We start from the raw sequence: 12,064 nt of genomic DNA, 5'->3' as shown, positions 1-12,064 counted from the left end.
GCCGTGAAAGGGAGACATGTCGATCGTCGTCACAGGAGCAACGGGCCAGCTCGGCCAGCTCATCATTGAACACCTGCTCGAGCGCGGCGCCCAGCCAGGCGAGATCACCGGCACCGGTCGTTCCGAGGAGAAACTCGCCGAGCTGGGGTCAGCTCTCGGCGTCAGAACCGCCGTCGTCGACTACTCCAAGCCCGCGACTCTCGATGCCGCTTTCGCCGGAGCCGACACTCTGATGTTCGTTTCCGGCAGCGAAGCCGGGCGACGGGTCGAACAGCACAGGAACGTCGTCGATGCCGCGGTTCGCGCCGGGATATCGCGCATCGTCTACACGAGCGCGCCGCACGCCGACACCTCCACTCTCGTGCTCGCCCCCGAGCACAAGGCAACCGAGGAGATGATCCGTGCCAGCGGCATCCCCTTCACCTTCCTCCGCAACAACTGGTACACCGAGAACTATGTCGGCGCCTTCACGCAGGCGACGACGTCAGGCACCTACCTCGCGAGCACAGGCGAAGGCCGCGTGGCGAGCGCGTCGCGAACCGATTTCGCGGAGGCGGCAGCGGTCGTGCTCCTCGGGAACGGGCACGACGGTGCCGTCTACGAACTCTCGGGTGATGTCGCCTGGGACGGCAACCAGCTCGCCGCGGCCTTCAGCGAACTGTCCGGACGAGCAATCACCTTCACCTCGGTAACGCCGGAGGAGCACGCCGCCGCTCTCCGGGCTGCGGGTCTCGATGAGGGAACCATCGGTTTCATCGTCCGCCTCGACGGAGACATCCGAAACGGCGACCTCGCGGACACGTCAGGCGACCTGTCTCGCCTGATCGGACGACCGACGACGCCGCTGCTCGAAGGGTTACGGCTGGCGCTCAGCTAGACCCGCCGGCATCCGGCACCCGGCACCCGGCACCCGGCATGAAAGTGACACTTTTTGTGGGTGAGCGCGAGCATCACCCACAAAAAGTGTCACCTTCGAGTGATCCAACGCCCAGCGGATGCCCCGGCGGAGGATTCCGTCGGCTACTGGTTCGCGCGCTTCTTTCGCACAGCACCCGCGACGAAGTGCAGCACGACGCCGGCTGCGAGAAGCAGCAGCCCAAAAAGCCACACCTGACCGCTCTGCTGGGTGAGCAGGAGGACGCAGGAGAGAACACCGAGGACGGGCACGAAGGTCCAGACCTTGAAGTGCTTGTGCTCGACCTTGTCGCGGCGGAGCACGAGAACCGCGACGTTCGTGGAGATGAACACGAAGAGCAGCAGAAGAACGACCGTCTCGGCGAGGGTCGACACGTCACCGACGAGGGTGAGCGCCATCGCAACCAGGGTCGTCGCCACGATCGCGGCCCACGGTGTCTTTCGCTTCGGCAGCACCTTGCCGAGGACGCTCGGCAGAAGTCCGTGTTCCGCCATGCCGTAGGTGAGGCGGCTCGACATGATCATCGTGAGCAGCGCACCGTTGGCGACGGCGACGAGGGCGATGAGGCTGAAGATCCACTCGGGGATTCCGACACCGCTTGCAGCGACAACCGCGAGCAGCGGGCCGGACGAGTCAGCGAGTTCGCTCGCGGGCAGCGCGATCGAGCTGGCGAGCCCGACGAGGATGTACACGACGCCGGCTGTGGCGAGCGACCCGAACAGCGCGAGCGGGTAGACCTTGCTCGGGTTCTTGATCTCCTCGGCGACGTTGGCGCTCGTTTCGAAGCCGACGAACGAGTAGTAGGCGATGATCGCGGCGCTCAGGGTCGCGACCGCTGGCACCGAGCCGGCGGGGAACTCACCGATGCGCGACACGTCGCCACCGCCGTTCGCGAGCATGATGGCGACCACAACGACGACGATGACGAGACCGCTCAACTCGATGATCGTCATGACGAAGTTGCTTCCCATCGACTCACGGATGCCGCGCGCGTTGAGGCATCCGACGAGCGCGAGGAAAACAATGGCTGCGGGAATCGGCGGCACGTCGAGGAAGGTGCCGAGGTATTCCCCGGCGAAGGCGAGTGACAGTCCTGCGGCGCTGACCACGCCGGCTGCCAGCATGCTGAAACCGACGAGGAACGAGATGATCGGCTTCTTGAACGCCCGCTCGGCGAACACCGCGGCGCCGCCGGCCTTCGGGTACTTGGTGACCAGTTCCGCGTACGAGCCGGCGGTGAGCAGAGCGAGCAGCAGAGCGAGAATGAGCGGTGCCCACAGCGCCCCGCCGACCTCGGCCGACAGCACACCCATGAGAGCGTAAATCCCTGCGCCGAGCACATCGCCAAGGACGAACAGGAAGAGAAGAGGACCTGTGATGCTCCGCTTGAGTTTTGACGCGGGGGCGGTGTCCGCCTGACCCGCCGGTGTAATAGAGGTCATGAGCGTCTTTCTCGATGAATGCGATAGCCACTGTCGGCTCGTGGGTCGCTTGCGTCTGCAAGGGTAAGAGAGCGGATGCCGTCTGCCGAAATTTGCGGTGGGGCTTGCGCGCTGATAAATATCGTGCCATCGCAGTCTGAGAGTCTTCAAAAAGCGCCTCACAGCATCCGTCTGGATAAACTGGCCGCGTGTCCAGACTTCTCGTAACCGGCGGCGCCGGATTCATCGGCTCGAACTTCGTCCACTACGTTCTCGCGAACACCGACCACTCGGTGACAGTGCTCGACAAGCTCACCTACGCCGGCAACCTCGCCTCTCTCGCCGGGCTGCCCGAGGATCGCTTCACCTTCGTGAAGGGTGACATCCAGGATGCTGCCCTCGTCGATTCCCTCGTCGCTGAGACGGATGCCGTCGTGCACTACGCGGCAGAGAGCCACAACGACAACTCGCTGAACGACCCGCGGCCGTTCCTCGACACCAACATCATCGGGACATACACGCTGCTCGAGGCGGCGCGGAAGCACGACAAGCGTTTTCACCACATCTCGACGGACGAGGTCTACGGCGACCTCGAACTCGATGACCCTAACCGGTTCACCGAGAGCACCCCGTACAACCCGTCCAGCCCGTACTCGTCGACGAAGGCGGGCAGCGACCTGCTCGTTCGCGCCTGGGTCCGCTCGTTCGGCGTGAAGGCGACGATCTCGAACTGCTCCAATAACTACGGGCCGTACCAGCACGTCGAGAAGTTCATCCCGCGCCAGATCACCAACGTGCTCCGCGGCGAGCGCCCCAAGCTCTACGGCTCCGGCGAAAACGTGCGCGACTGGATCCACGCCAACGACCACTCGTCCGCGGTGCTCACGATCCTCGACAAGGGTGAGATCGGCGAGACCTACCTCATCGGCGCTGACGGCGAGAAGAATAACAAAGAGGTCGTCGAACTCATCCTCACCCAGCTCGGCCAGCCCGCTGACGCGTACGACCACGTCGTCGACCGTGCCGGCCACGACCTTCGCTACGCAATCGACTCGACGCGTCTGCGCACCGAGCTCGGCTGGGCTCCGCAGTTCTCCGATTTCGAGGCCGGACTCCGCGACACCATCGAGTGGTACCGGGACAACGAGGCATGGTGGGCGCCGCAGAAGGACGCCACCGAGGCCCGCTACAAGGAGCAGGGCCAGTAACCCTCACACGCGAGAAGCCGGGCCCGCGGGCCCGGCTTCTGTTGTTAAGCAGACCGGTCAGCCGAGAACGGATGCCTCCGCGCCCGCTTCGATCAGCATCTCGTGGAGCGCGTCGAAGAGAACGGGATCGGCGGCGAGGGTGAAGTCGCGGCTCGCCGCTGCGCCGTGCAGGCCGCCGACGCGGGCGCCGGCTTCCTCGGCGATGAGCGCACCGGCAGCGTGGTCCCACGGGTTGAGTCCGCGCTCGTAGTACGCGTCCAGTCGGCCGCACGCGACGGAGCACAGGTCGAGCGCCGCCGAGCCCATGCGGCGGATGTCGCGGACCTGGCCGACCAGCTGCTGCACGATTCCCGCCTGCCAGATGCGGCGCTCGGCGGTATAGCTGAAACCCGTTCCGACCATCGCAAGCGACGGAGTGACATCCGTGTTCGCCCGAATCATTGCGCCGTTGAGGGTCGCGCCACCGCCGCGCGACGCGCTGAACGTCTCCCCCGCCGCCGGGTTCACCACGGTTCCGGCGAGCCCGATCCACGAGTGCGGGTCAGGGTCGCCCTCGACGACGGCGATGCTGACGGCGTAGTTCGGGATGTCGTAGAGGTAGTTGACGGTGCCGTCGATCGGGTCGACGACCCAGGTGAGTCCGGTCGAACTGCCCGTTGCCGTCGACTCTTCACCGTAGAACCCATCGCCGGGGCGCGCATCGGCGATCAGCGAACGGATGAGGTCCTCCGACTCCCGGTCGGCGAGGGTAACGACATCTTCGGCCGACGATTTGGAGGCGGCGACGGTGACGCCCTCGCGACGGCGACGGTGGATGAGTTCACCAGCCTGGAGTGCGATTTCGGTGGCAAGGTTCTGCAGCTCAACGCTCATCGGGGAGTCCTCTCGGTTCCCTCTCAACGCTAACCCAGAAGCCAGCCGGGCAATGTCCCGGAATCGGCGTCCTGAGTTTGATTGTCAGGAGTTTCGAACGTATATTCGACTTATGCCGGATCTGTCGAACTTTACGAAAGCGATCGAGTGGGAGGTGACCCACGGTGCATCGCAGACTCCGATCGCAGTGATCCGGAAACTGAAGCTCGGCCCTGGACACGTACTGTACTTCCGGGCGGTGACATGGCATGCCGACCCGGGTCGGCGTGAACTGATCGGGTACTGGGGGTCGCTCGCCGAGGCCACACAGAACGTCTACGGGCTGTACGAACGCAAGCTGCCATCCCAGCTCCTCGCGTCGAGCGGAAGCACGTGGAGAGAACCCCTTCCGCTGACCAGGCCCAAGGCGCCGCCAACGGGCTGAACCCGGCGGTTCGAGACCGCGGGACGAAGATCAGGTCGCGGGGCACGTCTCAGGGGCGTCGACCTCAGGCTCGACAGTGCCCGCGGCATCGCACGCTGCGGATGACGCGGTCGACCCCGGCCCGGATGTGGCGTCGGGTGGGCAGTCGACCCCCGCCTTCTTTCGCCCCCACAGGCCTTCGGTAGTGATCTGCGCCCGGATGCGCGTCAGCATCGATTCGAGCTGGTCCTGCTCTTCGGGGGTCAGCGGATCGAAAACCGATTCGCGCACGAAAGTCACATGACCCGGTGCCGCGGCGCGAATTTCGTCCCATCCCGCATCGGTGAGTGCGATGTCCTGGCCTCGACCGTCAGCATCCGAATGAGCACGGGCGACGGTTCCCTTGACCTCCATGCGCTTGACCAGGTGGGAAAGCCGACTTCGGTCCCAGCCCAGGTCGGCGGCAAGGTCGCCGGACCGCTTTCGCGCGCCGGGGCATTCGGAGAGAGCCGCAAGCACCGAGTACTCCACAACGGACAGCGCTGAATCCCGCTGGAGCTGGCGATCAATCGCGGTGGGAAACTCCCAAATGAACTCGCGGAGGGTCAGCCAGACGGCCTTTTCCCTGTCGTCCAACCAGCGTGGCTGAGACTCTTCTGCACTCATCGAAAGATTCACCTCCATTTAGTTGACATGACAATCAATGACACCCAGACTGTTACCGTCAGACTAATTGACACATCAACTATTTGGAAGGTCGCCAATGACTAAGATCGCTATTGTCACCGGAAGCACCCGCCCGGGACGCATCAACCTCGGCGTTGCCGAATGGGTTCTCGCGCAGGCGCAGCAGCGCACGGACGCTGAGTTCGAGCTCGTTGACATTGCGGCTTACAACCTGCCGGTCCTCGATGAGGGATACCCCGCCGCGTACCAGAACTACGCGAACGACCACACCAAGGCATGGTCCCAGAAGATCGCCGAGTTCGATGGATACATCTTCATCACCGGCGAGTACAACCACTCGGTTACCCCGGCCCTCGCCAACGCGCTCTCCTACCTGAACGCCGAGTTCAACAACAAGGCAGCCGGCATGGTCGGATACGGATCAGCTTCGGGCGTTCGTGCGGTCGAGCACCTCCGCGGAATCCTTTCGGAGCTCCAGCTCGCCCACGTTCAGAAGACCGGCATGTTCAGCCTCTTCACCGACTTCGAGAACTTCAGCACCTTCGCACCGACCGAGCTCTCGGCCGCGACCGTTGCGCCGATGCTCGACCAGCTCGTCGTGTGGGCCAAGGCCATGGAGACCGTTCGCGACGCAGCACTCGTCGCCGCGTAAGTCTTCTCCACCTTCGTTCAGGGTGCCTCGCCGTTGGCGGGGCACCCTGTTCTCGTTCACGGCCATCCCATGCCCCGTCAGCACGCCCGGTTCCGATGTCAGGCCAGGGGAACCCACGCTGACTCTGGCGTCGCTTGATCACCGCGATCGTCGAATTCTTCCGAATCGTCTGAAGCACCGAGTAACCGGCGAGTGAGCTCATCGCGGGCCGAGAGCAGGCGGTCCATCGCAGCCGCCAGATCGTCATCGGTCGGCTGACGATCCTCCTCGGCAGCCAGCAACATGGTGCGGCGCATGACCTCTTTCGCAAAGGCACCTGTTGCGCCCTCAGCGCGACCGGCTGCCCGCTCGATCGCCTCGGCCGAAAGTGGCATTTGGTCGGCGTAAAGAGTGAACAGCCGGGTTCGTGCATCGGCATCAGGTCGTGGAATCTCGACAGCGAGGTCGATTCTGCCGGGACGGTCGACGAGCGCGTTCTCGAGCACTTCAACGCGGTTGGTGGTGAGCACGAATGCGACGTCCGCGTCGCCATCAAGACCGTCGAGGGCGTCAAGCATGGCGAACAACAGCGGTTGGGGTCCCATCGAGAAGCTCCGATCGGTCGCCACCAGGTCGACGTCCTCAAGCACGACAATGGCGGGTTGCATGGAGCGGGCCAGTTCAGCGGCCTGCGTGACGAACTGGATGCTGGCACCGTCAAGGACGACAGCGGTGATGTCGGGGGTCTCGCTCAGCAAGTGCCGTATCGTCAGGGTCTTGCCTGATCCAGGAGGACCGTACAGCAAAACGCCTCGTTTGAGGTGGCGGCCCGAAGCTCTCAGAACATCCCGGTGCGTGCCAATGGTGATCACCTGTCGGGTGAGGTCATCGAGAACGCCGTCCGGGAGAATCACCTGATCGCGGGTCACCGTCGGCCGCTCCAGGAAGTCGATGCCCGCCGCACTCGGACCGTACTCATTGCCGCTGAACGAGAGCACCTGCCCGCGAAGCACACTGCGCTCGAGCATCAAGCGACGCAACTCCACCAGAAGCGCCGTGGAGCCTGCCTCGTCGGCCGCGAGGATCTCGAGCCGCGCGCTGGACCGGCCGTATTCGGGGCGGGCACCCCGCTGCAAAACGGCCACCCGGCGCCCGTGCACGGTCAGCAGACGCAGTCCGAACGCAACCACTCGCCGTTCGCCCGTAGGCCCGATGGGTGAGGACACATAGTCGACCGGCCCCGGCGCGAAACGAACGAACGGGCTGCTGAGCAACTCCTGAAACGAGTTGGACTCGCGCTGCTGGCCGCCGGTAACCCCGATCACCGAACCAGGCGCGGTGAGTTCATCGAGTGCGATGTCGGCATCAACGAGTCGGTGCATCGGCAGCTCTTCGGTCACCATCGGAAGTAGCGCGACCTCGGATTGCAGGAACTCCTGCACGACCTCACCAAGAGGAGTGATGGCATCGACCGCGGGGCGGGGGGCAAGAAGGACGTCGTCCATGAACCGACGGAAGGTCTCGATGAAAGCTTGCTGCTGTTCGTCCACATGTCCTCGCAACGTCGATGGTGCCGGTCAGACGTCAGGCTATCGTCTGGGCCAGACGTAGGACAGGACATCCTGGTTCGGACGGGTCCAGCACTTCTTCGCGTGAGGTGGACCACGTGGCATCCGCTCTTCGCACGCGGCGGACGGGGATGTTGCGGTTGTCAGCCCGGGCCGCTGAGCTCACCGGTCGGTTGCCATAACTGAATGGAATTGCCTTCCGGGTCGATAAGACTGGCGAACCGGCCGTTCGGGTAGTCCTCCGGGTCCACGTCGACGTCGATTCCCGAGCTCCTGAGTTGGTCCACCATCGCATCGAGATTCGCGACCCTGAAATTGACCGCCCACGTGTGCGCCGCGCTGCCGAAATGGGTCGAGTCGGAGGACATTGCCGTGAACACTGTCGGCCCAGCCTGCTGCCACCACGACGGCTCGTCGTACGACTCGGGCGCCGGGTCAACGCCCAGATGCGTCGCGTACCAACGACTCAGACTTTCCGGCTGGGCCGCGCGAAAAAACAGCCCTCCGATACCCGTGACGCGCTCCATATCGCTCCCTTCGGGTTCTGCTTGTGCGGTCGATTGTGCCATCCGGAGAACCGCTCCGCGAGGCCCACGGCCCCACCGGACAGGTGGGACTGTCGGAGGCCCTTCGGCTCGCCGGGCCTTCGTGTATAGACTGATGCGCTGCCTGGCAGCAGTCCGGTCGGCCTGTGATGGCCGATCGTTCTGACAGCGGTAATCCGTGGACCACGGAGGGCGACCCAATGACAGATCTTGCTCGCGTGACAGATCTCGCTCGCGCTCCCTCTCGCTCGTTCCCTCGCGGCATGTGGCGCCACCCACGGGTACTCATCGACCAGATCGCGAGGAGTTCACCCGCGCGCGTAGCTCTGATCGTGTTCGCGCTGGTAACGCTCGTCTTCACACTGTTGCTCAGCCTTCCGATTGCGGCGAGAGACGGCCGAGCGACGGCACTCGACGATTCATTCTTTACTGCCGTTTCGGCGGTAACAGTGACGGGGCTGGTCACCGTGAACACGGCAGAGCACTGGTCATTCTTCGGCCAGGTCGTGATTCTTCTCGGGATCCAGATCGGTGGCCTGGGCATCGTCACTATCGCATCTCTCCTCGCCCGCGCGGTGACCCGCCAGCTCGGCGTGCGAAACAAACTTCTCGCGCAGCAGGGCATCAGTACCGGCAAGCTCGGCGAAGTAGGGAGCCTGCTCCGAATCGTGGTTCTCACCACGCTCTCCATCGAACTCGCGCTGGCTGCATTCCTCGTTCCCAGCTTCATCATCGCTGACCGATCATGGCTGCAGGGGCTGTGGCACGGCATCTTCTATGCCGTGTCTTCGTTCAACAACGCTGGATTCGTGTCACACCCGGATGGCCTCGCCGGTTTCGTCGGAAACGGCTGGATCCTCGTGCCGATCATGGTTGGCGTGTTCATCGGGAGCCTCGGCTTCCCGGTCTTCATGGTGCTGATGTCTTCGAAGTTCGAGGTTCGGAAGTGGAGCGTCCACGCGAAACTCACCCTTCTGGTGACGACAGTGCTTCTGGTCGTTGGCGGCATTCTCTGGGCGGCATTGGAATGGTCGAACACCTCAACAATCGGGGACATGCCTCTCGGCGAGAAGCTGTTCAACGCCCTGTTCGCCTCGACGATGATGCGGTCCGGCGGCTTCAGCCTTGTGGATCCCAGTTCGTCTGAACCGATCACCCTGCTCGCAACCGACGCCCTGATGTTCGCCGGTGGCGGGTCCGCTTCGACCGCCGGTGGCATCAAGGTCACCACTGTTGCCGTGCTGTTCCTTGCGATCATCGCCGAAGCCCGAGGCGATACCGACGTACGGGTGTTTGGCCGAACCATCCCGCAAGGCGCCCTCCGCGTCGCCATCAGTGTGCTGTTCCTCGCCGCGACGCTGATTCTGGTTGCGACCGGTCTCATCATGGCGGTGACCAGGGAGCCACTGGACCGCATCCTGTTCGAGGTTATTTCTGCATTCGCAACCTGTGGCCTCAGTGTCGGGTTGAGTGAAGAGTTGCCGCCAAGCGGAAAGTACATTCTGGCGCTCTTGATGTTCGCCGGACGGGTCGGCCCCATCAGTCTCGCGGCGGCACTCGCGGTCCGGCAACGTCGCCAGCTCTACCGGTACCCCAACGAGAGCCCCATCCTGGGCTGACCAGGACCACGGCGTTCAAGCGCGTAGATCGATGCCCGCTGGGCCGACGTCCGCCAGCCGTTTCTGGAGGACACAAATGTAAACGACCAGCACGAGCGACGTCACGCCGACACCCACGGCATCCGTCATCGCCGAACCGTTGGTGAGCGTGCTGCTGACATTGAAGAGCGCGTGGAAGACAATGCCGGGAACGATGCTTCCTGTCAGCACGGCGCAGTAGGAGAGGGCGATCCCGACGATGACGGCGGCAACGATCTGGAGAATCTGGTCAACGATCGAGTATCCCCGAAAGAGATTGATAATGTGCCCGATGCCAAAGGTGACACCCGAGATGAGAATCGCGCGGATCAGAGGCTCGCTGACCCGCAACGCCTGAAGCAGGAATCCGCGAAATAGCACCTCCTCAACGAAACCAACCCCGACCATGAGCACAACGGCGAAGATGACGGTTCGCAGAGTCAGCCCGGGTGCGAGTCCCTGTGCGAACGGTACGAGCACTGTCGCGAAGAGTGGAATGTAGAACAGCGTGAGCGAGAGAGTACCCGGCTGCACCCACCGAAGGCCGTAGAAAGCGAGTCGCCCAGCGGCACGCAGGTAGATGACGAGCACGACCGACAGCACGACGAGCACAAGGCTCGTCAGCTCGGGAAACCCCGCCACGCCACCGACCATGTCGCCCACGTTGACCGCGACGATGTAGATCCCGATCCAGATGAGCGCGTGAAGAATGGGCTTCCTGCAGTTTCCGCATTGCGCTCCTCCCATGGGTGACGCGGAGCGAAGTGCGGCCAGACTACCCCTGATGACGGCTGGGACGCGAAAGAGCCCACGGTTTCCCGCGGGCTCTTTCGCTCATGAACGTCCCCCGTCAACCGCCCATGAAACTCATCAGCAGACGCACCGACAGGGCCAGTACCGCGATCAGCCCAATGGCGCCGAACACGTTCTGCCACCACTTATTGCGAAGGTTCCCCATGAGATCCCGACGATTCGCCATGATGATGATCAGGGCCGCCAGGATCGGAGCGACCAGCACAGTGAGGGCCTGGGCAAGCACAATGAGCTCCACCGGTGAGGCTTGGAAAATCAGCGTGACGCCCACTCCGAAGATCAGGATGAAACCACTCACGGCTCTGGCCGTTATCGTGTTCGCGGATGCGCCCCGGCCCAGGGCATCCGAGAGAATCGTGCCGCCGGCAATCGCGTTGGGAATCATCGACGAGAAAGCTGACCCGAAGAACCCGAGCGCGAAGATCGCCCCGCCGACGGGGCCGGCGAGTGGCTCGAAGATGGCAGCGAGTCCGACGATCGAGGTCGCAGCCTGACCCGTCGCGCCGAGAACAGCGGCGGCCACGATGATGACGAGTGCGGTCATGATGCCCGGTGCGATGATTCCCGGGATGGTGTCGACGATCGTGACGTCGCGGTATTCCTCCTCGGTGCGCTTTCTCTCCTTGGTGCCGTACGAGGTGTAGAACGCCGCGTTGATCGAGAAGTTGGTGCCGACGAGCGCGACGATGAGTAGCCAGGCGTTGTCGGGAACGGTTGGAATGAGACCGGATGCCGCGGCCGCCCAATCAGCGTTGGAGATGAAGGCACTGATGATGAAGCACAGCGCCATCAGCGCGACGATCGTGATCAGCACCTTCTCGATGACCCTGTAGACGCTGCGGATGAAGAGGACGGCGGCCACACCGGTAGTGCAGACGATCGTCCACATGACGGGCGATGTGCCGGGAATGAGCATCGAAAGGCCGAGGCCGGACCCGACGGCGTTGCCCACGGAGAAACACAGGGTGATGAGGAACACCCCGACGCCGGCAATGACGCCGACCGGTTTGCCCAGGCGATCCTTGATCGACGCGATCAGTGAAACGGGGTTTTTGATTCCGAGACGAACACTCATGTCCGTCAGGAAGATCATCAGAATCGTGGATACGACGATGACCCAAATGAGCGCATAGCCGTGGCTGCTTCCGGCCTGAACGGCGGTGGTGAGGTTTCCCGGGCCGAACTGCCAGGCACCGGCGACGAAGGCTGGCCCGATCAGTCCGAGTGTCTGCCAGAAAGTCCGGCGAGTTTTGCGCGCCTCGACGATAGTACGGAGGGTCTCCGTCGAAACTCGACCGTGCCCCGTGCCCGGCGTCGATGCCGTGCGGATGGTGTTGCGTTCGCCCATCATGGGCCTCCTTC

Annotated in this window: 12 protein-coding genes; 5 read left to right on the top strand and 7 right to left on the bottom strand. The window is 63.6% G+C overall.

Features of this window, described 5'->3' with window-relative positions; genetic code table 11:
• The first annotated feature begins 16 nt into the window (after nucleotides 1–16).
• Nucleotides 17–877, top strand: a complete 861-nt coding sequence (locus tag AC1C2M_RS07905; protein ID WP_495435868.1) for an SDR family oxidoreductase — start codon at nucleotides 17–19, stop codon at nucleotides 875–877.
• Between the two features lie 143 nt (nucleotides 878–1,020).
• Here AC1C2M_RS07905 and AC1C2M_RS07900 read toward each other — a convergent pair whose 3' ends face one another.
• Nucleotides 1,021–2,358, bottom strand: coding sequence for an APC family permease (locus AC1C2M_RS07900; protein WP_483405206.1), 1,338 nt, complete (start codon nucleotides 2,356–2,358; stop codon nucleotides 1,021–1,023).
• Between the two features lie 188 nt (nucleotides 2,359–2,546).
• Here AC1C2M_RS07900 and rfbB point away from each other — a divergent pair, with 188 nt between their 5' ends.
• On the top strand, nucleotides 2,547–3,545 hold the full coding sequence (rfbB, locus tag AC1C2M_RS07895) for a dTDP-glucose 4,6-dehydratase (protein ID WP_495435867.1): 999 nt from the start codon (nucleotides 2,547–2,549) through the stop codon (nucleotides 3,543–3,545).
• A 57-nt stretch (nucleotides 3,546–3,602) separates the two neighbouring features.
• On the opposite strand, the gene AC1C2M_RS07890 is transcribed toward rfbB, so the two are convergent.
• Nucleotides 3,603–4,418 carry an inositol monophosphatase family protein gene (locus tag AC1C2M_RS07890; protein WP_495435866.1) on the bottom strand — a complete coding sequence of 272 codons (816 nt, stop codon included), beginning with the start codon at nucleotides 4,416–4,418 and terminating at the stop codon, nucleotides 3,603–3,605.
• 112 nt (nucleotides 4,419–4,530) lie between these two features.
• Here AC1C2M_RS07890 and AC1C2M_RS07885 point away from each other — a divergent pair, with 112 nt between their 5' ends.
• Nucleotides 4,531–4,842, top strand: coding sequence for a hypothetical protein (locus AC1C2M_RS07885; RefSeq protein ID WP_495432536.1), 312 nt, complete (start codon nucleotides 4,531–4,533; stop codon nucleotides 4,840–4,842).
• 30 nt (nucleotides 4,843–4,872) lie between these two features.
• Here the strand turns inward: AC1C2M_RS07885 and AC1C2M_RS07880 are convergent, their stop codons facing one another.
• Entirely contained in the window at nucleotides 4,873–5,487 is a 615-nt protein-coding gene (locus AC1C2M_RS07880; RefSeq protein WP_495435865.1) for a MarR family winged helix-turn-helix transcriptional regulator, read from the bottom strand.
• A 97-nt stretch (nucleotides 5,488–5,584) separates the two neighbouring features.
• Between AC1C2M_RS07880 and AC1C2M_RS07875 the strand changes: the two genes are divergently transcribed.
• The gene (locus AC1C2M_RS07875) at nucleotides 5,585–6,160 is read left to right on the top strand and encodes an NADPH-dependent FMN reductase (protein WP_483405201.1); all 576 of its coding nucleotides are present in this window, start codon (nucleotides 5,585–5,587) and stop codon (nucleotides 6,158–6,160) included.
• A gap of 98 nt (nucleotides 6,161–6,258) precedes the next feature.
• Here the strand turns inward: AC1C2M_RS07875 and AC1C2M_RS07870 are convergent, their stop codons facing one another.
• Together AC1C2M_RS07870 and AC1C2M_RS07865 are read right to left on the bottom strand one after the other, a co-directional pair.
• On the bottom strand, nucleotides 6,259–7,644 hold the full coding sequence (locus AC1C2M_RS07870) for an AAA family ATPase (protein WP_495435864.1): 1,386 nt from the start codon (nucleotides 7,642–7,644) through the stop codon (nucleotides 6,259–6,261).
• A gap of 206 nt (nucleotides 7,645–7,850) precedes the next feature.
• Entirely contained in the window at nucleotides 7,851–8,276 is a 426-nt protein-coding gene (locus AC1C2M_RS07865; RefSeq protein ID WP_495435863.1) for a VOC family protein, read from the bottom strand.
• A 176-nt stretch (nucleotides 8,277–8,452) separates the two neighbouring features.
• Between AC1C2M_RS07865 and AC1C2M_RS07860 the strand changes: the two genes are divergently transcribed.
• On the top strand, nucleotides 8,453–9,871 hold the full coding sequence (locus AC1C2M_RS07860; protein ID WP_495435862.1) for a TrkH family potassium uptake protein: 1,419 nt from the start codon (nucleotides 8,453–8,455) through the stop codon (nucleotides 9,869–9,871).
• A gap of 15 nt (nucleotides 9,872–9,886) precedes the next feature.
• Here the strand turns inward: AC1C2M_RS07860 and AC1C2M_RS07855 are convergent, their stop codons facing one another.
• Both AC1C2M_RS07855 and AC1C2M_RS07850 read right to left on the bottom strand, forming a co-directional pair.
• Nucleotides 9,887–10,636, bottom strand: a complete 750-nt coding sequence (locus tag AC1C2M_RS07855; RefSeq protein ID WP_495435861.1) for a CPBP family intramembrane glutamic endopeptidase — start codon at nucleotides 10,634–10,636, stop codon at nucleotides 9,887–9,889.
• A 103-nt stretch (nucleotides 10,637–10,739) separates the two neighbouring features.
• Nucleotides 10,740–12,053: an Nramp family divalent metal transporter gene (locus AC1C2M_RS07850; RefSeq protein ID WP_495435860.1), complete on the bottom strand. Its 1,314-nt coding sequence runs from the start codon at nucleotides 12,051–12,053 to the stop codon at nucleotides 10,740–10,742.
• Between the last annotated feature and the right edge of the window lie 11 nt (nucleotides 12,054–12,064).

The organism is Mycetocola sp. Y444, assembly GCF_059445295.1.
Note: the sequence above shows the minus strand (reverse complement) of the source record. Positions and strands in the feature narration are given on the sequence as shown.

What these genes read in the sequence shown, in the direction of transcription:
- AC1C2M_RS07865 (WP_495435863.1), bottom strand. Translation starts at nt 8,276, where the DNA reads ATGGCACAATCGACCGCACAAGCAGAACCCGAAGGGAGCGATATGGAG.
- AC1C2M_RS07890 (WP_495435866.1), bottom strand. Translation starts at nt 4,418, where the DNA reads ATGAGCGTTGAGCTGCAGAACCTTGCCACCGAAATCGCACTCCAGGCT.
- AC1C2M_RS07905 (WP_495435868.1), top strand. Translation starts at nt 17, where the DNA reads ATGTCGATCGTCGTCACAGGAGCAACGGGCCAGCTCGGCCAGCTCATC.
- AC1C2M_RS07885 (WP_495432536.1), top strand. Translation starts at nt 4,531, where the DNA reads ATGCCGGATCTGTCGAACTTTACGAAAGCGATCGAGTGGGAGGTGACC.
- AC1C2M_RS07870 (WP_495435864.1), bottom strand. Translation starts at nt 7,644, where the DNA reads ATGGACGACGTCCTTCTTGCCCCCCGCCCCGCGGTCGATGCCATCACT.
- AC1C2M_RS07875 (WP_483405201.1), top strand. Translation starts at nt 5,585, where the DNA reads ATGACTAAGATCGCTATTGTCACCGGAAGCACCCGCCCGGGACGCATC.
- AC1C2M_RS07855 (WP_495435861.1), bottom strand. Translation starts at nt 10,636, where the DNA reads ATGGGAGGAGCGCAATGCGGAAACTGCAGGAAGCCCATTCTTCACGCG.
- AC1C2M_RS07860 (WP_495435862.1), top strand. Translation starts at nt 8,453, where the DNA reads ATGACAGATCTTGCTCGCGTGACAGATCTCGCTCGCGCTCCCTCTCGC.
- AC1C2M_RS07850 (WP_495435860.1), bottom strand. Translation starts at nt 12,053, where the DNA reads ATGATGGGCGAACGCAACACCATCCGCACGGCATCGACGCCGGGCACG.
- AC1C2M_RS07900 (WP_483405206.1), bottom strand. Translation starts at nt 2,358, where the DNA reads ATGACCTCTATTACACCGGCGGGTCAGGCGGACACCGCCCCCGCGTCA.
- AC1C2M_RS07880 (WP_495435865.1), bottom strand. Translation starts at nt 5,487, where the DNA reads ATGAGTGCAGAAGAGTCTCAGCCACGCTGGTTGGACGACAGGGAAAAG.